Below are 24,334 nucleotides of genomic sequence, written 5' to 3'. Positions count from 1 at the left end.
GTACTTCCTTCGGCGGGCTGACTTGCCCCACGCTGTAGCCAGCGCGGGGCAAAGGCCACGATGCATAACAAAGACGATGCGAGAACAAACGCCATTCTAACGGTTGCACCGCAGCCCGCCAACCGCCTGAATAAAGCGGGCTATTTTAGACAACGCCTAGGCGTTATCACCACCTTCCGCCGCACCAGCACGCTCAGCAGCGGCTTTTACTAGCTTTTCCAGCTCGCCACTTTGATGCATCTCAACCACGATGTCGCAACCACCCACCAGCTCGCCTTCTACCCACAGTTGTGGGAAGGTCGGCCAGTTAGCAATCTTGGGCAGCTCGGCGCGAATATCCGGATTATCCAGAACGTTAACGAACGCAAAACGCTCGCCACAGCTCATAAGCGCTTGGACGGTCTGGGCAGAAAACCCACACTGAGGCAGTTGGGGCGAACCTTTCATGTAAATCAGGATCGGATTTTCGCTAATTTGACGCTGAATGTTTTCGGCAGTTGTGCTCATACTATTTCCTCGCTTATTGATGACCGATGCCCTCTCACTCATCTACTTGGCTTAGCCCTTGAACCAGGCCCTAGAACCTGGTTCTTAAACCTAGCCCTTGTAATGGGTACTTGAGACTAGTACTTAAGAAATCGTACTTAGAATAGTACCTGAGTAGAGCGCTCGGCTTTAACGTGTATATGGCATTCTACGCATGCCGTTCGCGTTGCGCATCCCCTGCAGCATAGCTAGGATAGTGTTTTTGCGCGGAGAGAAGCCCTTATGGCGACACGCCATTTCCTGACCTTGCTAGATTTGACCCCAGATGAGCTGGACTATTTGATCCAGCGTGCCATTACGATCAAAACTAATCTAAAAGCCCAAGGTCCTGTTTACACACCCTTCCCCAACCGTACCCTGGCAATGATCTTTGAAAAATCATCGACGCGTACACGGGTTTCGTTTGAAACGGGAATGGCACAGTTTGGCGGCCATGCACTCTTTCTCTCCCCCCGCGATACTCAGCTGGGTCGTGGCGAACCAATTGAAGACACCGCTCGCGTACTGTCTGAAATGGTCGATGCGGTGATGATTCGCACCTTCTCCCACGCTGGGCTGGAAACCTACGCCAGCGCCAGCAGCGTACCGGTGATTAACGCCTTAAGCGATGACTACCACCCCTGCCAGCTACTTGCCGACGTGATGACCTGGACTGAGCTACGCGGCAGCGTAAAGGGACGCACAGCAGTGTGGATTGGTGATGGTAACAACATGTGCCACTCCTGGATCAATGCCGCTCGCCAATTCGGTTTCCATCTGCGCATTTGCTGCCCGAAAGGCTACGAGCCCCGAGCCGATATTATGGCGGCCGCTGGCGATCAAGTAACGCTGCTGCACGACCCTCAGGAAGCGGTAAAGCACGTCGACCTGATCACTACCGACGTTTGGGCCTCCATGGGCCAAGAGGAGGAGCAGGCGAAACGTGAAGCCGACTTCGCAGGTTTCCAAGTTACTGAAGCCATGCTCGATCAGGCAGACCAAGACGTCCTCTTCCTGCACTGCCTGCCTGCCCATCGCGGAGAAGAGATCAGCCACACGCTGCTCGACGACCCACGTGCCGTGGTTTGGCAGGAAGCAGGCAACCGCCTGCATGCACAAAAAGCGTTGATCGAATTTTTGCTTCTGGGTAAGGTCACTGAATAAACGATTTACTGCAAACAAAAAAAGCCTCGTTTAAACAACGAGGCTTTTTTCTAATATTGGGTGAAATTTTTGTTGGTGGAGCCTAGCGGGATCGAACCGCTGACCTCAACACTGCCAGTGTTGCGCTCTCCCAGCTGAGCTAAGGCCCCACGTGCTGTCTTTCCAACAGCGAGGCGGATACTACGGTGAACATTTACCGCGGTCAAGTTTTTACATCAGCAGCGGACAACTAATTCTCCTTTGTCGTTAGCTGTGGCACTCTATATGCACATATAGTTAACAAGATAGAGTAGTGTCCAAGGCCAACGCCTGAGTCCATGATGTTTCCAAGCAGGAGCCTGTCCATTGATCAGTGTACTTATCGCCGATGATCATCACCTAGTAAGAACTAGCATTGCTCACCTGCTAAATGAAGAGTGTGACATTAAAATTGTGGGCGAGGTCGACGATGGCGAAAGTGCAGTAACACAGTGTCGCCATTTAAAACCCGACATCGTGTTGATGGATATTCGCATGCCGGGCATAGGCGGGCTCGAAGCCACTCGACGCATTCACCGCAACATGGAAGACGTGAAGGTCTTGATCTTGACCGCGCATATGGAAGACAGCGTGCTGCGCCGCATGCTTGAAGCAGGTGCTTCAGGCTTTTTAAGCAAAGGTGCAGATGCGATAGAAATGACCGATGCCATTCGCCAAGTGTTTCATGGCCGCCGCTATGTCAGTCAGGAAATTGCCCAACGCCTGGCGCTTTCGCACTTCACCGAGGAAGATAATCCGTTTAGCCACCTCTCCCACCGTGAGCTACAGATTGCCCTGATGATCGTTAACTGCCAGCGAGTGCAAGATATCTCCGATCGCCTGCACTTAAGCCCTAAAACGGTAAACACCTATCGTTACCGACTCTTTGATAAACTACAGGTTGCCACCGACGTCGAGCTTACTCACTTAGCGCTCCGTCACGGGCTGGTCGAGGGGTTTGACGCCACCCAAATATAACCCCTATCTTCCCTGCTGTTATCGGGTACCGACACGCTAATATGACCTTTGATTCAAAACAGTTCTTGAGCTCGGTAAGCTCCTCGCCAGGGGTTTACCGCATGCTTGATGAGCAAAGCAATACGCTCTATGTGGGCAAAGCCAAGCGCTTAAAGGCACGCCTAGCCAGCTATTTCCGTGGTCAACTGAATACCAAAACCCAGGCCATGGTGGGGCGTATCGCCGACGTTCAGGTCACCGTCACCCGCACGGAAACTGAAGCCCTTCTGCTCGAACAGACGCTGATCAAACAATTGCGTCCGCCTTATAACATTTTACTGCGCGACGATAAGTCCTACCCGTTTGTCTTTGTCACCGACCGCCATCCTTACCCGGCACTTGAGTATAAGCGCGCCCGTCAGCGCAGCGACGATGGTCGCTACCTAGGCCCCTACCCTAGCAGCGGAGCCGTGCGTGAAAGCTTGGCGCTGATGCAAAAGATATTTCATATTCGCAACTGCGAGGACAGCGTCTTTGCCCATCGCTCACGCCCCTGCTTGCAGTATCAGATTCATCGCTGTAGCGCTCCCTGCGTCGACTATATCTCCGCCGAAGACTACCGCCGCGACCTCGAACACGCAGTGATGTGCCTGGAAGGCAAAAGTGAGAGTGTTACTCAAGAACTGATGGAGGCGATGGAAAAGGCCAGCCAGGCACTCAACTTCGAGGAGGCCGCCCGTCTTCGCGACCAGGTTCAGCAACTGCGCCAGCTTCAGCAACGCCAGTTTGTCGACACCGGCGGCGGTGATGCGGATATTTTCGCCCTCGCCCAGCGCCCCGGTGCACTGGGCGTTTCGGTGTTGAGCGTGCGCGATGGTCGCCTGCTGGGGGCGCGTCATCACACGCCGAAAAACGATCTGGATCTACCGCTTGAAACGCTGCTCACCGAAGTAGTCAGCCAATACTATTTCGGTCAACCGCACAACGTGCCCAGCGAAGTGATTACCAGCCACCCGTTAGACGACAGCGAGCTGATTGCCGAAGCGCTGACCCAGCAGGCGGGCAAGCGCATTCGCGTTACCAGCCAAGTGCGCGGCCACCGCGCCCAGTGGCAACAGCTCGCCATTACCAACGCTGAGCAGCAGCTAGCCTCTCAACTGGCCAACCAAACCCAGCTCACTCAACGCTTTACCGCCCTGCAGAAAGCGCTGGGCTTAGCGGACACACCGCAACGCCTGGAGTGTTTCGACATCAGCCATAGCCACGGCGAGGCGACCGTTGCCTCCTGCGTGGTGTTTGATCATCAAGGCCCACGCAAAAGCGATTACCGCCATTTCCGCATTGAAGGGGTAGCCGCCGGTGATGACTACGCTGCCATGCAGCAGGCCCTAACCCGACGCCTTAAGCGCGTGAAAAGCGGTGAAGCAGTCGCCCCTGACATCCTGATCGTCGACGGTGGCAAGGGCCAGCTCAATATGGCCCGCGAGGTGTTTAAAGAACTCGACATCGTCAACATCATTCTATTGGGTGTCGCCAAAGGCACCACGCGTAAGGCGGGGCTTGAAAGCCTGTTTGTGGAAACAGCGGACAATCCGCTAGATTTGGACCCTGCCTCCCCCGCCCTACACTTGATCCAGCATATTCGTGATGAATCACACCGTTTTGCCATTGCTGGCCACCGCGCTCAGCGCGATAAAGCGCGACGCACTTCAACCCTACAAGATATCCCCGGCATTGGCCCCAAACGTCGACGGGAATTACTGCGCTTTTTCGGCGGCCTGCAGGGCGTGCAAAAGGCCAGCCGCGATGAACTCGCTCGCGTACCGGGCATTAATGCGTCGTTAGCCGAGAGTATTTACCGAGCACTCAACGGATAAACGCCCGTTTGGCATGGATGCCATCGGCCAAGGGGGATAGAATGAGGCCAGACACTTCGAATCCTCTGATTTTCCGGCAAGGATCGCTCTCTGCGATGAATATACCCAACATACTGACACTGGCGAGAATCGCCTTTATTCCGCTGCTAGTGGTGCTGTTTTATCTACCCTTCAGTTGGAGCATGCCCGTGGCGGCCGGTCTATTTGGTCTGGCCTCCATTACCGACTGGCTGGATGGCTATTTAGCGCGACGCTGGAATCAGTCAACGCCTTTTGGCGCTTTTTTAGACCCAGTGGCTGACAAACTCATGGTGGTCGTCGCCCTAGCGCTATTGATCGAGCGTTACGACACCCTGGTGCTGACGCTCCCTGCGCTGGTGATTATCGGCCGGGAAATTGTCATTTCGGCGCTGCGTGAGTGGATGGCTGAAATGGGCAAACGCGGCATGGTGGCGGTTTCTTGGATAGGCAAGCTTAAAACCACTCTGCAAATGGTGTCACTGCTGATCTTGCTGGCGCTTCCACCGACGCACGAATTTACGCTGTTAGGCGTTGTAGTACTATATACCGCCGCTATCCTAACGCTGTGGTCGATGATTCAGTACCTAAAAGCCGCCTGGCCGCATCTTAGCCGCTCCATGTAAGCTGCTGATAAGTAAATAAGGAACACACGCTAATTCATTGATTGACAACACGGTGGCGATCCGTATAATTCGCCCTCGAGTCGAGCGGGAATAGCTCAGTGGTAGAGCATCGCCTTGCCAAGGCGAGGGTCGGGAGTTCGAATCTCCTTTCCCGCTCCATTTTGGATGTGTGGTATTGAAGGCTAGGGTCGTGAGCTGGTGCGCCAGTCCGATCGAATCTCCTTTCCCGCTCCAACGACTTTTGAGGCTGGATGGCAGAGTGGTTATGCAGCGGACTGCAACTCCGTGTACGCCGGTTCGATTCCGACTCCAGCCTCCATCTTTGTGTAGCAGTGGTGTTTTAAGCAGCACGAAACAGCATTGCGATGTGATTTTTTGTGATGTATAGCCCGGATGGCGAAATCGGTAGACGCAAGAGACTTAAAATCTCTCGGGGGCAACCCCGTGCCGGTTCAAGTCCGGCTCCGGGCACCACTTCTGTTGTTTTACTTCCCCTCCAGCTTTTCTTCTTCAGTCATTTATTTCCTGTATCGGCTTTCTTTACGAAGCCTTTTACTGCGCCTATTCGCGTACTTGAACATCGCGCAATTGTCTCCCCGAATATCACTCATTTCTTAAGCCAAAGCATCGCTAAACGCTAATCGCCGCGCTATGATGCCTGCCTTCTAACTTTTCGCGCGCGACGAAGCTAGTGACGTTTAGGGTTTGCAATATTTCGATCAGTATCAAGAGGGAGCGGGCACCATGAGCACGCCAACATCCGATGTACTTATCATTGGCGGCGGCGTCGCTGGGCTCACCCTTGCCTTGGAAGTGGCTGATCACAGGTCAGTGACGCTGGTTCGCCCTGCACAAGATGATCAAGGCGCCAGCCGCTGGGCTCAAGGCGGCATTGCCGCCGTGCTCTCGCCTGATGACGACCTCGACGCGCATATCAATGACACCTTGGTGGCTGGCGATGGTCTATGCGATATCGAGGCCGTTCGCTTTACCGTTACCCATGGGCCCGCCGCTATTCAGTGGTTGATTGATCAGGGCGTTCCCTTTACCCCCGAGAACGACCCTGCAGCACGTTACCCATATCATTTAACCCGAGAAGGCGGCCACAACGCACGTCGGATTATCCACGCGGATGATGCCACCGGCCGCGCCGTGGTGGATACGCTTGTAGCCAAAGTAGCACAGCACCCCAATATCACCCAGCGCAACGACCTAACGGTGGTTGGTCTGCTACAAGATTCCCAAGGTGCCTGCCGCGGCGCCTATGGCAGCGATGCCAACCACCAGTGGCACTCGCTCACTGCGCGCCAAACCGTATTGGCAACCGGCGGCGCAAGCGGCCTTTACCGCCACACCACTACGCCCGCTCCCAGTAGCGGCGAAGGCATGATGATGGCTGCAGAGCTGGGTGCTCGGTTAATGAATCTAGAGTTTCAACAGTTTCATCCAACCTGCCTGTTTGACCCCGAAGGCCCGGCGTTTTTGATAAGTGAGGCGGTTCGTGGTGAAGGCGGGCATCTGCTCAATGAGGCGGGAGAGCGTTTCATGTTGGCGCTGGATAAGCGTGCGGAGCTAGCCCCGCGGGATGTCGTCGCCCGCGCCATTGATGCCGAAATACAGTGCAGCGCTCTGGGCCACGTGTGGTTGGATATTCGCCATTTAGGTGAAAAGGCAATTCGCCACCACTTCCCCACTATTCTGGCGCACTGTGCCTGCCGGGGGATTGATATCACCCAGCAGGCTATCCCCGTGGTGCCTGCCGCCCATTATAGCTGCGGCGGTGTCGCCACCAACTTGCAAGGCGCCACGAGCGTTGCCAACCTCTATGCCATCGGTGAAACCGCCTGCACGGGGCTTCATGGCGCCAACCGTATGGCCAGCAACTCGCTGTTAGAGTGCTTGGTATTTGCCCGCAGCTGTGCACAAGCGCTGTTAGCCGACGTGGAACAGCACGGCCAAACGACCAGCGGTAGCGGATTTCAGCCCCCGGCGCAGGCTGCGGCGGCTGTCTTACCCAAGGCAGTGCTCAGCGATATACGCCAACAAATGCGCACCACCATGAGCCAGCATGTCTCCATTGTGCGCAGCGCCACCGGGCTAAGTACTGCCCTGACGCACTTGAAGTCACTGCTAAACAGCGTGGAAGAGATTCAGGGAGCCCTAACAGCCCCGGAAGGCAAACGCCTGCACCAGACCCTACAGCTAGCACTATTGACTGTTCTCGCCGCTCAGCAGCGGCATGAGTCACGCGGACTGCATTACTCCACCGACTGGCCTAGCCGGCAGCCTGAAGCCGTTGCTTCTTCGCTTGCGATGAACGACTTAACAGACGCGTTAGCAACAAACCGCTAGCGGCCCGGACGATGAAAGAGCTTGCGCACCTCACGCAAGCTTTGTTGAGGCGCGCTATCAGGCCAGAGCCAAACCCGCTGCTTACCCACATAAAGCCCTATTAACCAGGGCCCTAGATAGTCACAGCGTACTCGATCCGTATCGCCCAGAGCCTCATTTCGCGTGAGAGCCCCCTCTTCAGACTGCGACTCGCGCAGCCAACGACCTTGAACTTGTGGCACCGTCGACGTAAGCGAGAGCACGCCTTTGGGTTGACGAAGATAGCCGCGCCATCCAAGGACAACGCCTAACACCGTTATCGCCACCGCCGCTGGCGTGCCCCCTATCCAATAGCTCAGCGCTACTATCCCGATCAACAGCCCACATTGGGCTAGTAGCCAATACTTAGAGGGTACGATAGGCAGAATTATCGGTGGTTTCAGCATGTTCAACGATCATTTGTACGATACGCCGCTGGCTAGGCTCCTCGGGCCACTCTCGGTGCATCAGCCAGACAAAAAGATCCTGATCCTCGCCTTCAATGAGCTGCTGGTAGGCCAGTTGATCCGCTTCGCCAAGATGGTCAAAACGCTGTTCAAGAAATGGAATAAGCAGCAGGTCAAGCTCCCACATACCGCGCCGGGAGTGCCAGTAAAGCCGTTTGCGCAAAATGGCTGCTGGGGAATTATCGTCGTTCAACGTCAGCCGCTCCAGTTATATAAATGAAAGGCCAGTATACCTAAGCTGTGGGGTCGCGCCAGCGCCCTCCATCGCCTATGCTATTAAAGAGTGTAGAACCTTGTTTTATCTGAATTGTTTTATACTGAATTGCGCAGTATGCTGAATTTGATGTTAGCGAGGTCGAGAGCGCGTCACGGCCTTCAATGTTCGCAGGGAGCCAACCGATGACTAAATCTGAATTAATCGAACAAATTGCGATGCGTCAGCCGGAGTTATCCGCCAAAGATGTTGAAACGGCGGTGCGTATTATCCTGGACGACATGACGGATTCTCTAGCTAGCGGCGGTCGCGTTGAAATCCGTGGTTTCGGCAGTTTTTCACTGCACTATCGGGAGCCGCGGGTAGGGCGCAACCCAAAAACAGGCGATGCAGTCGATTTGGAAGGTAAGTATGTGCCGCACTTCAAGCCTGGCAAGGAGCTACGCGAGCAGGTAGACGCAAGTAGAGCACTAGGCTACTAAAACGCGACTATTAATTTCTGTGGGATGACGTCGCTGCTTGAGTCGTACACAATAGCGCTACCGTGAACGTCACAGACTAGGAAACTCACATGCGTTGGATCAAAGGGCTGATTTTAGCCGTTATTTTGCTGATAGTAGTGCTGGTAGGCATTCTGTTTGCCGTTAATAATCAGCAAACCATTGCCTTAAACCTTATCTGGCTGGAGCTGCCAGCGGTATCACTCTCGGTTTGGCTACTCGCGACCCTGGTGTTTGGCGTCATACTCGGCATGCTCGCCATGCTAGGTGCCTACGTGCGGTTAAAAGCCACCCTGGCCCGCAGCCAGCGCCAGAATAAGCAGCAGCGTAAAGAGCTCGATAGCCTACGCACCCAGGAGTTTAAGGAACTGGCATAAATGCTGGATGTCGCGCTGCTAAGCGTACTGTTGGTCGCCATTGCCATTGGTTACGGGTTAGGTTATCGCCAAGCCTTACGCCGCCGACATCGCACCCATCCGCCTGCGGCCTCGTCTCAAGGCCTCTCCCGGGACTACTTCGTCGGGCTTAATTACCTGCTTAATGAGCAGCCCGACGAAGCGATCAATACTTTTATCAACGTGCTAGCGGTCAACAGTGACACGGTTCACACCCATATCGCCCTCGGCAAGCTGTTTCGTGCCCGCGGCGAGGCCGACAAAGCCGTTAGCATTCACCAAAACCTATTGGCTCGCCCAGCCCTTTCGCAGCACACCAACGAACAGATCCAGCTTGAACTTGCTCGGGATTTTATGGCGCTTGGTGTTCATGACCGCGCCCAGCGGCTACTCAATACCCTGCTGGAGCATAGCGGTGATGATGATCACCGCTATGCTGCCAAACAGCTGCTCGTCGACTTATTAGAGCGTGAAAAAGCGTGGCAGCAAGCCCTTGACGTTATTCAGCCGCTGCTTAAACAGTATCCTAAGATGCGTCGCCCCGCGGCGCACTGGCTATGCGAGCTGGCACTGGAAGAAATTAGTGAAGCCAGTCGACCTCTGGCGAAAAAGCATCTCAAAAAAGCCCTGCAGCTGGATGAGAAATGCGTTCGCGCCACCCTGATGCTGGCCGAACTAGAGATGGACAACGGGCACTATGCCCGCGCTATTGAGCGATTAGACAACATCCCCGGCCAGGAGATAGCGCATATCCCCACCATGCTGCCTGCCCTTAAGCACGCCTATATGCGCAATAATGATGACACCGGCTACGAAGCGCATCTCTATCGCCTGCTTGAGCTAGCGCCTTACACCAGTACCATTATTGCCCTAGGTCAGCTCGTTCATCAGCGTGACGGCGTCGACAAAGCGATTGAGTTGATTGGTGAGCGATTGCGCGCCGTGCCGAGTTTAGGCGGGCTGGATTATTTGATCGATCTGTATATTGAAAGCCAGCGCCTTAGTGGAAAACCTTCCCCGGATACGCGCCTACTGTTACTAAAACATCATACCGATGCGCTGCTGCTTAACCGCACGCGTCATCGCTGCCAGCGCTGCGGCTTTGCTAGCGACGCGTTACAGTGGCAGTGCCCCAGTTGCCGCTTCTGGGGCACGATTAAGCCGGTCATTGGCGTGGAGGGCGAATAGTGTTCGCAAAGCTAAGGTATGCAGAAATATTTAGTGCCCCTCTAGCTCCGCCTCAATCGCCTCAAGCGCTACCATGGGGTCGTCAGCCTGAGTGACGGGGCGACCAATGACCAGGTGGCTGCTTCCCGCAGCCATAGCCTCACTGGGGCCCATCGTCCGCTGTTGGTCATTAGCGACTGCAAAACTTGGCCGAATACCAGGGGTCACTTTCAAGAACGACTCACCGCATAGCGTTTTGATTCGCGCAGACTCCTGGGCCGAGCAGACCACTCCTTGTAAGCCACTCTGCTTCGCCAGCAGCGCTAAGCGCTCCACGTGATCGGCGAGTGGTGCCTTAATACCCAGCTCTGCCAAATCATCGGTCTGCATACTGGTCAATACGGTAACGGCGATTAGATGGGTCGTTAAGGCATTCTGATCCAGACGTTGCACGGCCGCCTCCATCATCCGCCGCCCACCGCTGGCATGTACGTTGACCATCCACACGCCCTGCTCCGCCGCCGCCTGCACAGCGCTGGCAACGGTATTGGGAATATCGTGGAATTTAAGATCCAAAAACACCTCAAACCCGCGCCCATGCAGCGCCTCAAGCACTGCCGGGCCGCTACGGGTGAACAGTTCTTTACCCACTTTCACACGGCATCGGGTGGGATCCAACTGATCAGACATGCATAGCGCGGCGTCTAGCGACGGGTAATCAAGGGCAATAATAATCGGGGAATCGGTGACCACAACGTTACTCCAAGTACGTTTTTGACCATTATATCAGCCTCTCCCTACTCCTCGCGCCCTCATCATGTAAGCCATTTGCCATATATCCATAGCTAAAATCTTACAACTGCTGTCATATATCGCTGACATAAACACGCTTTAAATAAGGCTAAGTTAACAAGTGCAGCGGCGTTTATCTTGCCCACTGATAACGCGGGCACAGGTAGAAACCTCTACACGACGTCGCATGTGTAAACACAAAAAACCAACGCTATTAAAAGGATCATTGCATATGAAAATGACACTTAAAGGAATGCTGGCCGCACTACTGTTTAGCATTAGCTTAGGGCTTTCCAGTGGCGTGCTGGCACAAGATGTAGCCCCGATTAACGTCAATACTGCCGATGCTGAACTGCTGGCCGAACTACCAGGGATCGGCCCCAGCCGAGCCGACGCGATCATTGAAGAGCGCGAAACCAACGGCGTCTTTGAAAGCGCTGCAGATCTTGAGCGCGTCAGCGGCATTGGGCCTGCCACCGTTGACCGCATGCGCGATCAAGTGACATTTGAATAGCCTCATTGGAGAGCATGTCGCTCGTTAACACCACAGTGCCCGGTGTGTATAAGCACCGGGCACTGTGAATAGCGCACGTTAAATCATCCACATATCCATAAATTTGTGTACTGGCATCGTTTCAAGTGTTGTTTGATGGCTGCACAGCTCGGCGATTTTTTGGCAACGACTTGTCGGAAAGCGAGTTGCCAGATTGCGCTCAAACTTTTCAACCAATAGCGGCATCCCCTCTTCCCGACGACGTCGGTGGCCGACCGGATACTCCACTGTCACTTTATCGGTCGCACTCCCATCGCTAAAAAACACCTGCACTGCATTAGCGATAGAGCGCTTCTCAGGGTCGTGGTAATCCGCCGAATACTCGGCGTTTTCTTCTACCACCATTTTATTACGCAGCTCATCTATTAGCGGATGAGCTGCATGAAAGCTGTCTTCATAGTGCTCGGCGGTAAGCGCACCAAAGATAAGCGGCACCGCTGTCATGTATTGCAGGCAGTGGTCACGATCCGCCGGATTGGCGAGTGCGCCGGTTTTGGAAATAATCCGAATAGCCGAATCGTGGGTGGTGAGCACGATTTTCTCGATATCGGCCAAGCGGTCTTTCACCTGCGGATGGAGCGTCACGGCGGCTTCACAGGCGGTTTGAGCGTGAAACTCAGCGGGGAAGGAGATCTTAAACAGAATGTTCTCCATCACGTAGCTGCCAAACTCCCGCTGAAAGCGTAGGCGGCGGTCAGCTTCCGGTTTGAGGCTCAAATCTTTGTTGGCATGACTGAACAGCACATCGTAGAAGCCCCATTGGGGCGCCGAGAGCGCGCTGGGAATACCCATTTCACCGCGCAGAGCGATATCCGCTAAGCGCACGCCCCGTGAGGTGGCGTCCCCTGCGGCCCAGCTTTTACGTGAACCAGCATTTGGCGCATGACGATAGGTGCGCAGGCTCTGACCATCCACCCAGGCGTGTGAAAGCGCCGAGAGCAACTGTTCACGATTGGCGCCCAACAGCTTGGCGGCCACCGCCGTAGAGGCGACCTTCACCAGCACCACGTGATCGAGGCCAACCCGATTGAAGCTATTCTCCAGCGCCAGCCCCCCCTGAATCTCATGAGCCATGATCATGGCGTTGAGCACATCGCGCATCACTAGGGGTGCTTCGCCTTTAGCGACTCGTTGCTGAGACAGATGGTCAGCCACGGCGAGTATTCCACCAAGATTATCGGAAGGGTGCCCCCACTCGGCGGCAAGCCAAGTGTCGTTATAATCCAACCAGCGAATGATACAGCCGATATCCCACGCCGCCTTAACCGGGTCAAGGCGAAGCGAGGTGCCCGGTATCCGCGACCCAAACGGTACTACCGTGCCCTCCACTATCGGGCCTAAGTGCTTTGTGCACTCTGGAAAACGCAGCGCCAACAGCCCGCAGCCAAGCGTATCCATTAAGCAGTAGCGGGCGGTTTCCAATGCCTCATCGGACGCCACCTGATAATTGAGTACGTAATCGGCAATAGCCTGTAGCTCGGGGTCGTAATCGGGCCGCTCATTGGCTTCGGATGTGGCAGACATGGATCTATCTCCTACTGTTGAATCACCTACTCAGTATGGCCCAAGGAATGCGTCCTAAAAGCTGTCACCAGGAATTCTCACAAATCCTTCCATCAACACCCGCGCGCTGCGGCTCATCAGTGCCTGTTCGATATGCCAACGCCCTTCCACCAGGCTTGCCTCAGCTCCCACCCGCAGGCTGCCGGAAGGATGCCCGAAGGTGACCTCGTTTCGTTTACCGCCACCGGCGGCCAGGTTCACTAATGTGCCTTCAATGGCCGCCGCCGCAGCAATGGCAACGGCGGCGGTGCCCATCATGGCGTGGTGCAGCTTGCCCATGGAGAGCGCTCGCACCAGCAGGTCGATATTCGTCGCCAGTACGTTTTTACCGCTCGATGATACGTAATCCGCCGGCGGCGCTACGAAAGCCACTTTGGGCGTGTGCTGTCGTTTACCCGCTTCGCTGACATCACTGATTAGCCCCATGCGCACAGCACCATGGGCACGGATAGTTTCAAACATCTCAAGCGCCCGGCTGTCACCATTGATGGCATCCTGCAGCTCGGCGCCGGTATAGCCAATGTCGGCGGCGTTAATAAACACGGTGGGAATACCGGCATTAATCAGGGTTGCTTTCAATATCCCCACGCCTGGCACATCAAGCTGATCAATGAGATTACCGGTGGGAAAAATGGCTCCCTCGCCATCGGCCGGATCCATAAAGGCCACCGGAATCTCGGCAGCAGGAAAGGTCACGCCATCCAGCTCAAAATCGCCAGTTTCCTGCACTTCGCCATTGACGATAGGCACCCGTGAGACGATGGTTTTCTGTATATTCACCTGCCAAATGCGTACCTCGGCCACCCCGTTTTCAGGAATACGTGCAGGGTCAACAAGACCATTGCTAATCGCAAAAGGGCCGACCGCCGCGGAGAGGTTGCCGCAGTTACCGCTCCAATCCACATAGGGCTTGTCGATGGAGACCTGACCGAACAGGTAATCCACATCGTGTTCTGCCGATTCACTTTCAGACAGAATCACCGTCTTGCTGGTACTTGAAGTGGCGCCCCCCATACCATCAATCTGCTTTTCGTAAGGGTCAGGGCTACCGATGACACGCAGTAGCAACTGATCCCGCGCCACGCCTGGCTGCTGGGCCGCTTCGGGTAGGTCGCTTAGTTTAAAAAACACGCCCTTACTGGTGCCGCCGCGCATATAGGTGGCTGGAATTTTTATCTGCGGCACACTGTTGTTTTGAACTGACTCGCTCATCATTACCACTCCTAAAAATAACCCGGTGCTCTAAGCCTGATTCGAAAAGCTAGGTTCGAAAAGCTAAAGGCACCGGGTTCTCTTCGCCAGCTAGGCCGTTTCAATTAAGCCGCCGTGGACTCAAGAAAGTCCTGAGCAAAACGCTGCAGTACACCACCAGCAGTGTAAATAGACACCTCCTCGGCGGTGTCCAAACGGCACTTCACCGTAACCCGCTCGCTTTCACCGTTTTGGCGGTGGATCACCAGGGTGAGCATCGCCCCTGGCGAAACGGCGCCTTCGACATCAAAGGTTTCAGTGCCGTCCAGGCCCAGTGTCATACGCGTAGTCCCGGGCTCAAACTCCAGCGGCATCACCCCCATCCCGATCAGGTTGGTGCGATGAATACGCTCAAAGCCTTCGGCGGCGATCGCTTCCACGCCCGCCAGCGCCACGCCTTTAGCCGCCCAGTCCCGTGAGGAGCCCTGACCGTAATCCGCCCCGGCAATAATGATCAGCGGCTGCTTGCGGGCCATGTAGGTTTCAATCGCCTCCCACATGCGGGTGACTTGGCCTTCCGGCTCTACCCGCGCCAGCGAGCCCTGTTTAACGTTGCCGTCGGCATCGCGCACCATCTCGTTGAACAACTTCGGGTTGGCGAAGGTAGCGCGCTGGGCAGTCAGGTGGTCACCGCGGTGGGTGGCGTAGGAGTTGAAGTCTTCCTCCGGCAGGCCCATTTTGGCCAAGTACTCCCCTGCCGCGCTGTTCAACTGAATCGCGTTGGAGGGTGAAAGATGATCGGTGGTGATATTGTCCGGCAGTATCGCCAACGGCCGCATACCTTTCAGAGTGCGCACTTTAGCCATATTGCCCTCCCAGTAAGGCGGGCGACGAATATAGGTGCTCTGGGGCCGCCAGTCATATAGCGGGCTGACCTGAGCGCGGGCACTCTTGTCCAGATCGAACATGGGAATATAGGTCTGGCGGAACTGCTCCGGCTTCACCGACGATTTAACAATCGCATCGATCTCTTCATCCGCTGGCCAGATATCCTTCAAAGTGACGGGATTTCCCGCCTGATCCACGCCCAGGACATCTTTTTCGATATCAAAGCGAATCGTACCCGCAATGGCGTAGGCGACCACCAGGGGCGGAGACGCCAAAAAGGCCTGTTGGGCATGGGGGTGGATACGGCCGTCGAAGTTACGGTTGCCGGAAAGCACGGCGGTCGCATAGAGATCACGCTCAATAATCTCCTGCTGGATTTTTGGGTCCAGCGCCCCGGACATACCGTTACAGGTGGTACAGGCGTAGGCCACAACCCCAAAGCCGAGGTTTTCCAGCTCGCTCATCAACCCAGCTTCTTCCAGGTACATATTGACGGTTTTCGAGCCCGGCGCCAGCGACGACTTCACCCACGGCTTACGCAGCAAACCCAACCGGTTGGCGTTACGGGCGATAAGCCCGGCGGCGACCATATTTCGTGGGTTAGAGGTATTGGTGCAGCTGGTAATGGCGGCGATGATAACCGCGCCGTCGGGCATTTTGCCCGCTTTCTCTTCCGCCTGTGCCGCCTCAAGCCCAACAGCAATACCACGTTGGGCAAGCTCTGAAGTTGGCAAATGGGCGTGGGGGTTGGAGGGCCCCGCCAGGGTGCGGGTTACCGACGAGAGGTTAAAGGTCAGTACCCGCTCGTACTCAACCTCGGTCAAGCTATCCGCCCACAGGCCGGTGTGCTTGGCGTAGGTTTCGACCAGCGCCACCTGTTCATCTTCACGGCCGGTAATTTTCAGGTAGTCGATAGTTTGGCCATCGATGTAGAACATCGCCGCGGTCGCGCCGTATTCGGGGGTCATATTGGAGATAGTGGCGCGATCGCCGACCGTTAGCGCGTCGGCACCTTCACCGTAGAACTCCAGGTAAGCGCCTACTACCCGCTCTTTACGCAGGAACTCGGTAATCGCCAGTACCATATCGGTGCCGGTAATGCCGGGCTGCAGCTGGCCGGTCAGCTCCACGCCGACGATATCCGGCAGGCGCATCATGGAGGCACGGCCCAGCATGACGCTTTCGGCCTCCAGACCACCCACACCTACGGAGATAACGCCAAGGGCATCGACCATGGGCGTATGGCTATCGGTACCCACACAGGTATCCGGATAGGCAATGCCGTCACGGTTCTGCACCACCGGCGACATCTTCTCCAGATTAATCTGGTGCATGATGCCGTTGCCGGGGGGAATCACATCGACGTTCTCAAATGCCGTCTTAGTCCAGTTGATAAAGTGGAAGCGATCATCGTTGCGGCGATCTTCAATGGCGCGGTTTTTCTCGAAGGCGCCCTCTTCCGACCCTGCGTGCTCCACCGCCAGCGAGTGGTCAACGATTAGCTGGGTGGGCACTACCGGGTTGACCTTGGCGGGGTCGCCGCCCTTCTCAGCAATGGCGTCACGCAGCCCGGCCAAATCGACCAGCGCAGTCTGGCCTAGGATATCGTGGCAGACGACACGCGCAGGGTACCAGGGAAAATCCAGGTCACTCTTGCGCTCAATCAACTGTCTTAGCGCATCGGTGAGCAGTTCAGGATCGCAGCGGCGCACCAACTGCTCAGCCAGCACACGTGAGGTATAGGGCAGCTGCGCATAGGCACCGGGCTGGATATCTTCCACCGCCTCGCGAGCATCAAAAAACTCAAGCGCTGTGCCAGGCAGAGGTTTACGGTATTGGGTATTCATAGCAGGCAGACTCACAAGAAGGGGGCTGAAAAAAGCCCGGTGTCCAAGTCACCGGGCAGCAAGCGGTTCAGTCTCGCGCTTCTATCGGCACCCACTCGCTCTTCTCGGGGCCAGTGTAATCGGCGCTAGGGCGAATAATGCGGTTATTGGCGCGCTGCTCAAATACGTGCGCCGCCCAGCCAGTCAGCCGAGAGCAGACGAAAATCGGCGTAAACAGCTTGGTGGGTATATCCATGAAGTGGTATGCGCTGGCGTGGAAGAAGTCTGCGTTACAGAACAGCTTCTTCTCACGCCACATGACCTCTTCGACCCGTTCAGAAACCGGGTAAAGCACCTTATCACCCACATCGTCAGAGAGCTTCTTGGACCAGTGCTTGATAATCGCGTTGCGCGGGTCGGACTCGCGATAAATCGCATGCCCGAAGCCCATAATTTTATCCTTACGCTCCAGCATGCCCATGATCTTGCTTTCTGCTTCTTCCGGCGACTGCCAATCCTCGATCATCGCCATGGCCGCTTCGTTGGCGCCGCCATGCAGTGGGCCGCGCAGCGACCCAATCGCACCGGTCACGCAGGAGTGCATATCGGAAAGCGTCGAGGCGCATACTCTTGCGGTAAAGGTAGAGGCGTTAAACTCGTGCTCGGCGTAAAGAATCAGCGATACGTTCATGACCCGCGCATGCAGTTCAGAGGCGGGCTCACCGCGCAGCATATTAAGGAAATGCCCGCCTACTGAGTCATCATCCGTTTCGGTATCAATGCGCACACCGTCGTGGGAGAAGCGGTACCAGTAACAAATAATCGAGGGCAGCACCGCCAGCAACCGATCAGCAACGTCTTGCTGCTGATCAAAATTCTCCTCGGTTTCTAGATTGCCCAGCATTGAAGTGCCGGTGCGCATTACGTCCATCGGGTGAGCGTCTTTGGGGATCTGCTCAAGTACCGTTTTTAATGCATCGGGCAAGCCGCGCAGGCTTTTGAGCTTGCTGATGTAGTGGTCTAGCTCACCCTGATTAGGCAACTTGCCTTTTAACAGCAGGTAAGCGACCTCTTCGAATTTGGCTTTTTCAGCCAGCTCTTTAATATCAAATCCGCGGTAGGTCAGGCCTGAGCCTGTTTTACCTACCGTACACAGCGCGGTGGAACCGGCGCTCTGGCCACGCAGTCCTGCACCTGTTGCGGGTTTATCAGCCATGGTGTGTCTCCTATTACTGCTTTTATTTTTACTATCGATTTATGAATAAGGTCGTTCATTAAACTTTCGGCAAAGCTATCTTGGTGAGAGGACAGGTTTCCGCGAGGGCGCTGTGAACCCTTCCCTGGGCGCTACTTTTGTCATCCATGACAAAAGACCCTCGCTTCAACCTGTCCTCTCACCAGTTTGCAGAAGAAATCATTTCCAACTGCGCTTCATCTTAACTGGCGGTTTATTGGTCATCGCCTTTCTCGGCAAACAGCGCGTCCAGCTTCTGCTCAAAGTCGTGGTAATTGAGAAAATCGTAGAGTTCGTCGCGGGTTTGCATCAGCGGCACCACGTCTTTTTGGTGGCCATTGTCGAGGATGCTTTGATAGACCTGCAGTGCCGCGGCGTTCATGGCGCGGAAGGCCGAGAGCGGGTAAAGCACCATGCGGCAGCCAACCTCGCCAAGCTCCGTTTGAGTAAATAGCGGAGTAGCGCCGAACTCGGTGATGTTAGCCAGGATCGGTGCATTGACCCTTTCGCAGAAGGCTTTGTAATCATCCAAGGTATGAACCGCTTCAGCGAAGATGGCATCTGCACCAGCTTCAACGCAGGCGTTGGCACGCTCAATGGCCGCATCAAGCCCCTCTTTTTGAAACGCATCGGTGCGAGCAATCAAATAGAAGTCGGGATCGATCTTGGCATCCGCTGCCGCTTTAATGCGGTCGACCATCTCCTGCTGGGAGACAATCGCCTTATTGGGGCGGTGTCCACAGCGCTTTTGCGCGACCTGATCTTCCATATGTACCGCGGCCACGCCAGCGCGCTGCATCTCTTTCACGGTGCGGGCGATATTGAAGGCACCGCCCCAACCGGTATCGATATCCACCAACAGCGGCAGCTCGGTAGCGCCGCAGATACGGTGGGCATCTTCCACCACATCATTCATGGTCGTCATGCCCAGATCCGGCAAGCCGAACGAGGCGTTGGCAACACCACCACCTGAAAGATAGATGGCTTGATGGCCTACTTTGTCGGCCATTAACGCTGTGTAGGCATTAATGGTGCCTAAGATCGGCAGCGGACGGTTAGCCTCAAGCGCGGCTCGAAACCGGGCGCCGGGAGTCATCTGGGACATGGGGCGTTTCTCCTATTGCTAATTTCTAGTTATGTTTTAGCTTCGTGATTAAGAACTTTGCGATTTAGATGCTGACTGTTCGAGGGTCGCTGCATAGCGATCCGCCACATTGGCGCGGGAGGCGCTGACATGGCGGCGCATGAGCAGCTCGGCCAGCTCCGCATCGCCAGCTTCAATGGCATCAACAATGCGATGGTGTTCCACAAAGGCGCGCTGCGGTCGCGTGCCGCTAGCACTGAACTGAGTGCGATAAAGGCGCACAAGGTAGTAAAGGTCATCACAGAGCAGGTTCATTAGCATTTTGTTGTGGCTGCCCTGAACGATGCAGTAGTGAAAATCGAGATCGCCTTCGCGCTGGTAGTAAGCTTCGCCACGCTTTAAATCCGCCTGACCTTCGTGCAGCGCCAGCACATCCCGCAAACCCTGAACCTCTGCCGGTGACATATGCTCAGCCGCCAAGCGCGCCGCCATACTTTCCAGGGCTTCACGCAGGTCAAACAGCTCTAAAAGCTCTTTCATTGAGAGCTTAACCACCCTTGCGCCCACATGGGGAACCCGCTCGATGAGGCGGTGTGCTTCCAGGCGGCGCATCGCCTCGCGCAGCGGCCCACGTGAAATACCGTAGGTTTTAGACAATCCCGGCTCGGTGATCTTACTGCCGGGAGCAAGCTCGCCGCGTACGATGGCATCCTGCAACTGATGAAATACCCGCTCGGCGAGCGTGCGTACTTCAGGGGTTGCCATTTCATGCGGCGAGGAATCGGAATAAGAAGAAGAAACAGGTAAGCTCATGGCGAATTGTCGACAATTAGAAACATAGCGAAACTTTAGCCCCGCGAACCACCGCCGTCAACCTGCTTATAAAGCGACTTTATACATCTTTCGTTGTAGGCAAAAAGTCTAGCTGCAAAAACAGTGTCAACAATCCTCTTCCGAGCGTGAGAAATGCGTCAATCGTGCGACTGGTGCCGATCTTCAACGACCTCTAACATATGCAGCCCTTTTACCGGCCAGGCGTTTGCTTAATGAACCAGGCGTTGACGATAACTGCCCTGCCCTATTCACCCGACCCATTGGGTATATTCGCCTGCCTACGTGCCAGGCCCGGCGCGGTGCTGCTCGATAGTGGCCGCCCTATCGCCACCGGTCGCTTTGATATTATCAGCAGCGACCCACTTGCTACGCTGGAAGTTACTCATCATGGCGAAGCGAGTATTGCGTCAGATCAGCTTAGCCCACCGGCGCACTTGGCTAACGATGCGTTTGCTCTTCAGCAGTGGCTACTGGATCAACTGGATATCCCTGATGAAACCAGTGAACTCCCTTTTCTAGGCGGGCTAATAGGCTACTGGGGCTACGATTTAGGGCGTAAAACCTTATCGGTTCAGAGTGCTCAGGCAAGCCCGGTCACCTTACCGCAAGCCCGTTTGGGGCTTTACGACTGGTGTATCACCCTGGATCACATGGCCCAGCAGGCGTGGCTAATCGCCACTCCGCAGCGTCGTGAGCAGGTGGAAAACTGGCTTACCAAGACGCCAGAGCCAACTAGCGCGTTTACATTAACGAATACCTTTAAAGCAGAACTTAGCCACACCCAATATGTCGCACGCTTTAACGCCGTGCAGCGCTATATTCGCGCGGGTGACTGCTATCAGATCAACCTGGCTCAACGCTTTTATGCCGACTACCAAGGGGATGAGTGGCAGGCGTACCTGCAGTTACGCAAAGCGACCCCCACACCCTATTCAGGTTTTATGGCCTGGGGCGATAAGGCCGTACTGTCACTTTCACCCGAGCGGTTTATTCAGTGCAGCAACGGCGAGGTCGAAACACGGCCGATTAAAGGTACCCGCCCGCGAGGGGCCACACATGAAGAGGATCAGGCGCTGGCGGCACAGCTATTGAGCAGCACTAAAGATCGCGCTGAAAATGTGATGATCGTTGACCTGCTGCGCAATGACCTGGGTCGCGTCTGCCAGCCAGGCTCCATTCGCGTTCCGCAGCTATGTCGCTTAGAGAGCTACCCTAACGTGCACCACCTAGTTAGCGTGGTGCAGGGAACGCTGGCCGGTAATTACACCCCGCTGGCACTGCTTAAGGCGGCCTTTCCTGGCGGCTCAATTACCGGTGCACCTAAAATTCGCGCGATGCAGATCATTGATGAACTAGAACCCTGCCAACGCAGTGTTTATTGCGGCAGCCTTGGCTATGTCGATGTACGTGGCAGCATGGATACCTCCATCGCTATTCGCACTATGGTTGCCGAGGCGGGAAGACTGCATGTATGGGGCGGAGGGGGCTTAGTAGCAGACTCTCAAGCGGACGAAGAGTACACCGAGACACTGGATAAAATTCGCCATCTTATTGGCGCTTTGGAATAAGCAACGCGAGCTCTATATCAAAAAGGAATATAAAAGCCAAACTAAACGGTATTGGGGTTCGCTGCCTCCTGTTTGGTAGCCTAGTCAGTATTATTTAACTTCCGATTAGGAGGCAGTATGTCCTCAGAGCTTGAAGCGATTAACAGAGATTTCGCAAATAATCCTCAAGGATTAGTTGAGTGGGCGCTGACCCAGGGTGCACGACCTATTTGCACCACCAACTTTCGCCCTTTTGAGGCGGTGATTCTTCATATGGTGACCCAGGTGCGCCCGGATATACCCATTGTGTGGATGGACAGCGGCTACAACACCGAAGCGACTTATCAATTCGCTGACGAAGTGATTCAACAACTCAACCTGAACATCGTGAGCTTTGTACCCCGGCGCACGCGCGCCCACCGCGAGGCGCTGGAAGGCCCCATGCCGGGTATCGACGACCCGCGCCACGCAGCCTTTACTCAGGAAGTTAAAATCGAGCCCTTCGAGCGTGCGCTGCGTGAAATGCAGCCCGACGTATGGTTCACCGCACTGCGCGCTGAGGACACCCCCGAGCGCGCAAAAATGCAGCCGGTTAGTCGCAACAGCGATGGCCTATTGAAAGTTGCCCCGTTGCTGCAGTGGAGCGCCAAAGATATGTACCAGTATCTACAGGCGCATAATCTGCCCAATAACTTCGATTACTTCGACCCTACCAAGGTGGAAGAGAAGCGCGAGTGCGGGCTACATTTGCAGCACTAACTCCACACTGCGGGTTAATACTCCGGCAGGTCCAGGTCGTCAAACAACGACTGCTCATGGCGCGGGCCTGCCGTTAATGCTTCATCAACCCGGTCGCGGGTTAAATGAGGCGCAAAGCGCTCCAAAAAATCATACATGTAACCGCGCATAAAGGTGCCACGACGGATACCAATTTTTGTCGTAGAGCTGGCAAACAGGTGGCTTGCATCCAGTGCCACCAAGTCATCATCAAGCGCCTCGTCCACAGCCATATGCGCCACAATGCCAACCCCCATGCCCAGCCGTACGTAGGTCTTGATCACGTCGGCATCGGCGGCGGTTAGCACCACATTGGGTGTTAACCCTTTCGCTTTGAAGGCGTCGTCTAACTGCGAGCGGCCGGTAAACCCAAACACGTAGGTGACCAGCGGATGTTCACCGAGCGCCTCCAGGGTCAACGGGCCCTGATGAGTGGCTAGCGGGTGCCCTTTAGGCACCAGTACGCAGCGGTTCCAACGATAGCAGGGCAGTAGCACTAAATCGGTAAATAGCTCCAGCGACTCGGTCGCGATGGCGAAATCGGCCTGGCCTTCACTGACCATCTGTGCAATCTGCTTGGGCGTACCCTGCTGCATATGCAGCGCCACATCAGGATATTTAAGGGTGAATTCGCTGATAATGGGCGGTAACGCATAACGGGCCTGGGTATGGGTCGTAGCAATGGCCAGGCTACCGCGGCGCTCATCGCTATGCTCCTGAGCCACCTGCTTGATGTTTTCGGTGAGACGCAGTACCTGCCCGGCCAGGTCAATAATTGACTGCCCGGCAGGCGTCACACGTGTCAAGTGCTTACCACTGCGCGCAAAAATCTCGACGCCAAGCTCATCTTCTAACAAACGTATCTGTTTAGAGATCCCCGGCTGTGAGGTAAATAGACTTTGCGCTGTGGCCGAGACGTTCAGGTTATGTCGATTGACTTCCCAGATATAGCGGAGCTGTTGTAGCTTCATATCCTCACCTTATTTATTCTCTATACAGATCTATGTAGACCGTATCTTGATGTAGGCCGAATCGTTAAGCACACACAGGCGCTGATGCCACATCAAGTCTGACGGATCGTGTCGTCACACTCGGCACTCTACAGCACCATATAGAATAAAAAACACCAAAATAATACTTTTATATTATAAAAAAAACGCCCTACCAGCACCCTTTAATTTCTGCTATTTAGTTAACTCACTGTGCAGGAAATTTGCCAGCAACCTTCGCGCCCGCTAACATCTGCCCACACTTGTCGCGATAGACACGAGGCGCACTGAAAGAGCACCAATGGATCGCGTAATGACCGTTGCTCCATTTGAGGCAACGAAACAGTAAGAGCAACGCAAACGGGAGAAGCAAATGGCTAATAATGTTGATGTCACCAACGCCAATTTTGAGCAAGAAGTCCTCAACGCTGAACAGCCTGTGCTAATGAAGTTCTGGGCGCCCTGGTGTGGCCCATGCAAGGTCATGGCCCCGGTCGTTGATGAAGTAGCTGCAGAACGTCAGGAAAGCCTGAAAGTTGTTAGTGTCAATGTAGACGACGCACCAGAAATTGCTGCCGAGCAAGGCGTCCGCGGTGTACCTACCGTCATGCTGTTTAAATCCGGCACCAAAGTCGCTTCACTGGTTGGCGCGCAATCTAAGTCACAACTGACGCAATTCATCGAACAAAACGCCTGATGAATGTGTAGCACTTGTAATAGCCGCCGACTCTGTCGGCGGTAACACGCCTTCGCTAAAT

The 24,334-nt window shown here is 55.1% G+C and carries 23 protein-coding genes and 4 tRNA genes; 15 read left to right on the top strand and 12 right to left on the bottom strand.

The genetic code is table 11. The features are described from left to right. Positions 1-156 precede the first annotated feature (156 nt). Positions 157-507, bottom strand: coding sequence for a Grx4 family monothiol glutaredoxin (gene grxD, locus HALA3H3_RS17770; RefSeq protein ID WP_022522910.1), 351 nt, complete (start codon positions 505-507; stop codon positions 157-159). A 261-nt stretch (positions 508-768) separates the two neighbouring features. Between grxD and argF the strand changes: the two genes are divergently transcribed. Next, on the top strand, positions 769-1,689 hold the full coding sequence (argF, locus tag HALA3H3_RS17765; protein ID WP_009288008.1) for an ornithine carbamoyltransferase: 921 nt from the start codon (positions 769-771) through the stop codon (positions 1,687-1,689). Positions 1,690-1,762: 73 nt separating this feature from the next. Here argF and HALA3H3_RS17760 read toward each other — a convergent pair. Further along, positions 1,763-1,838, bottom strand: a tRNA-Ala gene (locus tag HALA3H3_RS17760). Positions 1,839-2,034: 196 nt separating this feature from the next. Here HALA3H3_RS17760 and uvrY point away from each other — a divergent pair. From uvrY to nadB, 7 genes are all read left to right on the top strand, one after another. Beyond that, on the top strand, positions 2,035-2,685 hold the full coding sequence (gene uvrY, locus HALA3H3_RS17755; RefSeq protein ID WP_009288007.1) for a UvrY/SirA/GacA family response regulator transcription factor: 651 nt from the start codon (positions 2,035-2,037) through the stop codon (positions 2,683-2,685). Between the two features lie 41 nt (positions 2,686-2,726). Next, complete coding sequence (gene uvrC / locus HALA3H3_RS17750) at positions 2,727-4,541, top strand: excinuclease ABC subunit UvrC (RefSeq protein ID WP_009288006.1); 1,815 nt, start codon at positions 2,727-2,729, stop codon at positions 4,539-4,541. Positions 4,542-4,636: 95 nt separating this feature from the next. Then, a complete protein-coding gene (gene pgsA, locus HALA3H3_RS17745) occupies positions 4,637-5,185 on the top strand; it encodes a CDP-diacylglycerol--glycerol-3-phosphate 3-phosphatidyltransferase (protein WP_022522907.1) in 549 nt (182 codons plus the stop codon). Between the two features lie 84 nt (positions 5,186-5,269). Next, positions 5,270-5,344, top strand: a tRNA-Gly gene (locus HALA3H3_RS17740). An 86-nt stretch (positions 5,345-5,430) separates the two neighbouring features. Next, a tRNA-Cys gene (locus tag HALA3H3_RS17735) sits at positions 5,431-5,504 on the top strand. Between the two features lie 68 nt (positions 5,505-5,572). Beyond that, positions 5,573-5,659, top strand: a tRNA-Leu gene (locus HALA3H3_RS17730). A gap of 270 nt (positions 5,660-5,929) precedes the next feature. Continuing rightward, positions 5,930-7,537 (top strand): L-aspartate oxidase, encoded by a 1,608-nt coding sequence (gene nadB / locus HALA3H3_RS17725; protein WP_022522906.1) that lies wholly within the window; start codon positions 5,930-5,932, stop codon positions 7,535-7,537. On the opposite strand, the gene HALA3H3_RS27445 is transcribed toward nadB, so the two are convergent. Both HALA3H3_RS27445 and HALA3H3_RS17715 read right to left on the bottom strand, forming a co-directional pair. Then, positions 7,534-7,962 (bottom strand): hypothetical protein, encoded by a 429-nt coding sequence (locus tag HALA3H3_RS27445; protein ID WP_022522905.1) that lies wholly within the window; start codon positions 7,960-7,962, stop codon positions 7,534-7,536. The genes nadB and HALA3H3_RS27445 overlap by 4 nt on opposite strands. Further along, the gene (locus HALA3H3_RS17715) at positions 7,922-8,215 is read right to left on the bottom strand and encodes an FAD assembly factor SdhE (protein ID WP_022522904.1); all 294 of its coding nucleotides are present in this window, start codon (positions 8,213-8,215) and stop codon (positions 7,922-7,924) included. The genes HALA3H3_RS27445 and HALA3H3_RS17715 overlap by 41 nt, the downstream gene beginning before the upstream one ends. Positions 8,216-8,421: 206 nt before the next feature. Here HALA3H3_RS17715 and HALA3H3_RS17710 point away from each other — a divergent pair, with 206 nt between their 5' ends. From HALA3H3_RS17710 to lapB, 3 genes are all read left to right on the top strand, one after another. Next, on the top strand, positions 8,422-8,718 hold the full coding sequence (locus HALA3H3_RS17710; protein ID WP_008959540.1) for an integration host factor subunit beta: 297 nt from the start codon (positions 8,422-8,424) through the stop codon (positions 8,716-8,718). A gap of 89 nt (positions 8,719-8,807) precedes the next feature. Continuing rightward, positions 8,808-9,113 (top strand): LapA family protein, encoded by a 306-nt coding sequence (locus HALA3H3_RS17705; protein ID WP_022522903.1) that lies wholly within the window; start codon positions 8,808-8,810, stop codon positions 9,111-9,113. Beyond that, positions 9,114-10,319 carry a lipopolysaccharide assembly protein LapB gene (gene lapB / locus HALA3H3_RS17700; RefSeq protein ID WP_009288003.1) on the top strand — a complete coding sequence of 402 codons (1,206 nt, stop codon included), beginning with the start codon at positions 9,114-9,116 and terminating at the stop codon, positions 10,317-10,319. It abuts the gene before it with no gap. Positions 10,320-10,349: 30 nt separating this feature from the next. Here the strand turns inward: lapB and pyrF are convergent, their stop codons facing one another. Then, complete coding sequence (gene pyrF, locus HALA3H3_RS17695) at positions 10,350-11,051, bottom strand: orotidine-5'-phosphate decarboxylase (protein ID WP_022522902.1); 702 nt, start codon at positions 11,049-11,051, stop codon at positions 10,350-10,352. A gap of 271 nt (positions 11,052-11,322) precedes the next feature. Between pyrF and HALA3H3_RS17690 the strand changes: the two genes are divergently transcribed. Further along, a complete protein-coding gene (locus HALA3H3_RS17690; protein ID WP_022522901.1) occupies positions 11,323-11,604 on the top strand; it encodes a ComEA family DNA-binding protein in 282 nt (93 codons plus the stop codon). Positions 11,605-11,682: 78 nt separating this feature from the next. On the opposite strand, the gene prpD is transcribed toward HALA3H3_RS17690, so the two are convergent. The 6 genes from prpD to HALA3H3_RS17660 form a co-directional block, all read right to left on the bottom strand. Beyond that, on the bottom strand, positions 11,683-13,167 hold the full coding sequence (prpD, locus tag HALA3H3_RS17685; RefSeq protein ID WP_022522900.1) for a 2-methylcitrate dehydratase: 1,485 nt from the start codon (positions 13,165-13,167) through the stop codon (positions 11,683-11,685). A 54-nt stretch (positions 13,168-13,221) separates the two neighbouring features. Continuing rightward, a complete protein-coding gene (prpF, locus tag HALA3H3_RS17680; RefSeq protein WP_022522899.1) occupies positions 13,222-14,421 on the bottom strand; it encodes a 2-methylaconitate cis-trans isomerase PrpF in 1,200 nt (399 codons plus the stop codon). A 101-nt stretch (positions 14,422-14,522) separates the two neighbouring features. Beyond that, entirely contained in the window at positions 14,523-17,132 is a 2,610-nt protein-coding gene (acnD, locus tag HALA3H3_RS17675; protein ID WP_022522898.1) for a Fe/S-dependent 2-methylisocitrate dehydratase AcnD, read from the bottom strand. A 67-nt stretch (positions 17,133-17,199) separates the two neighbouring features. Continuing rightward, positions 17,200-18,327: a bifunctional 2-methylcitrate synthase/citrate synthase gene (gene prpC / locus HALA3H3_RS17670; protein WP_022522897.1), complete on the bottom strand. Its 1,128-nt coding sequence runs from the start codon at positions 18,325-18,327 to the stop codon at positions 17,200-17,202. A 232-nt stretch (positions 18,328-18,559) separates the two neighbouring features. After that, positions 18,560-19,450 carry a methylisocitrate lyase gene (gene prpB, locus HALA3H3_RS17665; protein ID WP_022522896.1) on the bottom strand — a complete coding sequence of 297 codons (891 nt, stop codon included), beginning with the start codon at positions 19,448-19,450 and terminating at the stop codon, positions 18,560-18,562. A gap of 48 nt (positions 19,451-19,498) precedes the next feature. Next, the gene (locus HALA3H3_RS17660) at positions 19,499-20,242 is read right to left on the bottom strand and encodes a GntR family transcriptional regulator (protein ID WP_022522895.1); all 744 of its coding nucleotides are present in this window, start codon (positions 20,240-20,242) and stop codon (positions 19,499-19,501) included. A 233-nt stretch (positions 20,243-20,475) separates the two neighbouring features. On the opposite strand from HALA3H3_RS17660, the gene pabB reads away from it, so the two are divergent. Both pabB and HALA3H3_RS17650 read left to right on the top strand, forming a co-directional pair. Beyond that, positions 20,476-21,831, top strand: a complete 1,356-nt coding sequence (gene pabB, locus HALA3H3_RS17655) for an aminodeoxychorismate synthase component I (RefSeq protein WP_022522894.1) — start codon at positions 20,476-20,478, stop codon at positions 21,829-21,831. 117 nt (positions 21,832-21,948) lie between these two features. Further along, entirely contained in the window at positions 21,949-22,569 is a 621-nt protein-coding gene (locus HALA3H3_RS17650) for a phosphoadenosine phosphosulfate reductase domain-containing protein (protein ID WP_022522893.1), read from the top strand. A 14-nt stretch (positions 22,570-22,583) separates the two neighbouring features. Here the strand turns inward: HALA3H3_RS17650 and cysB are convergent, their stop codons facing one another. After that, positions 22,584-23,558 (bottom strand): HTH-type transcriptional regulator CysB, encoded by a 975-nt coding sequence (gene cysB / locus HALA3H3_RS17645; RefSeq protein ID WP_009287995.1) that lies wholly within the window; start codon positions 23,556-23,558, stop codon positions 22,584-22,586. 391 nt (positions 23,559-23,949) lie between these two features. On the opposite strand from cysB, the gene trxA reads away from it, so the two are divergent. Beyond that, positions 23,950-24,273: a thioredoxin gene (trxA, locus tag HALA3H3_RS17640; protein ID WP_007113240.1), complete on the top strand. Its 324-nt coding sequence runs from the start codon at positions 23,950-23,952 to the stop codon at positions 24,271-24,273. Positions 24,274-24,334: the final 61 nt, after the last annotated feature.

The sequence above is a fragment of the Halomonas sp. A3H3 genome (assembly GCF_000982975.1).
In the GTDB taxonomy this organism is placed as follows: Bacteria; Pseudomonadota; Gammaproteobacteria; order Pseudomonadales; family Halomonadaceae; genus Vreelandella; species Vreelandella titanicae.
This window is presented reverse-complemented; position numbering and strand designations above follow the sequence as displayed.

Excerpts from the sequence above, each read along its gene's own strand:
- nadB (WP_022522906.1), top strand. The coding sequence starts at position 5,930 with ATGAGCACGCCAACATCCGATGTACTTATCATTGGCGGCGGCGTCGCT.
- argF (WP_009288008.1), top strand. The coding sequence starts at position 769 with ATGGCGACACGCCATTTCCTGACCTTGCTAGATTTGACCCCAGATGAG.
- HALA3H3_RS17710 (WP_008959540.1), top strand. The coding sequence starts at position 8,422 with ATGACTAAATCTGAATTAATCGAACAAATTGCGATGCGTCAGCCGGAG.
- prpD (WP_022522900.1), bottom strand. The coding sequence starts at position 13,167 with ATGTCTGCCACATCCGAAGCCAATGAGCGGCCCGATTACGACCCCGAG.
- acnD (WP_022522898.1), bottom strand. The coding sequence starts at position 17,132 with ATGAATACCCAATACCGTAAACCTCTGCCTGGCACAGCGCTTGAGTTT.
- HALA3H3_RS17705 (WP_022522903.1), top strand. The coding sequence starts at position 8,808 with ATGCGTTGGATCAAAGGGCTGATTTTAGCCGTTATTTTGCTGATAGTA.
- prpF (WP_022522899.1), bottom strand. The coding sequence starts at position 14,421 with ATGATGAGCGAGTCAGTTCAAAACAACAGTGTGCCGCAGATAAAAATT.
- cysB (WP_009287995.1), bottom strand. The coding sequence starts at position 23,558 with ATGAAGCTACAACAGCTCCGCTATATCTGGGAAGTCAATCGACATAAC.
- grxD (WP_022522910.1), bottom strand. The coding sequence starts at position 507 with ATGAGCACAACTGCCGAAAACATTCAGCGTCAAATTAGCGAAAATCCG.
- HALA3H3_RS17660 (WP_022522895.1), bottom strand. The coding sequence starts at position 20,242 with ATGAGCTTACCTGTTTCTTCTTCTTATTCCGATTCCTCGCCGCATGAA.
- pabB (WP_022522894.1), top strand. The coding sequence starts at position 20,476 with ATGAACCAGGCGTTGACGATAACTGCCCTGCCCTATTCACCCGACCCA.
- HALA3H3_RS17650 (WP_022522893.1), top strand. The coding sequence starts at position 21,949 with ATGTCCTCAGAGCTTGAAGCGATTAACAGAGATTTCGCAAATAATCCT.
- HALA3H3_RS27445 (WP_022522905.1), bottom strand. The coding sequence starts at position 7,962 with ATGCTGAAACCACCGATAATTCTGCCTATCGTACCCTCTAAGTATTGG.
- prpB (WP_022522896.1), bottom strand. The coding sequence starts at position 19,450 with ATGTCCCAGATGACTCCCGGCGCCCGGTTTCGAGCCGCGCTTGAGGCT.
- uvrC (WP_009288006.1), top strand. The coding sequence starts at position 2,727 with ATGACCTTTGATTCAAAACAGTTCTTGAGCTCGGTAAGCTCCTCGCCA.
- lapB (WP_009288003.1), top strand. The coding sequence starts at position 9,114 with ATGCTGGATGTCGCGCTGCTAAGCGTACTGTTGGTCGCCATTGCCATT.
- trxA (WP_007113240.1), top strand. The coding sequence starts at position 23,950 with ATGGCTAATAATGTTGATGTCACCAACGCCAATTTTGAGCAAGAAGTC.
- HALA3H3_RS17690 (WP_022522901.1), top strand. The coding sequence starts at position 11,323 with ATGAAAATGACACTTAAAGGAATGCTGGCCGCACTACTGTTTAGCATT.
- prpC (WP_022522897.1), bottom strand. The coding sequence starts at position 18,327 with ATGGCTGATAAACCCGCAACAGGTGCAGGACTGCGTGGCCAGAGCGCC.
- pgsA (WP_022522907.1), top strand. The coding sequence starts at position 4,637 with ATGAATATACCCAACATACTGACACTGGCGAGAATCGCCTTTATTCCG.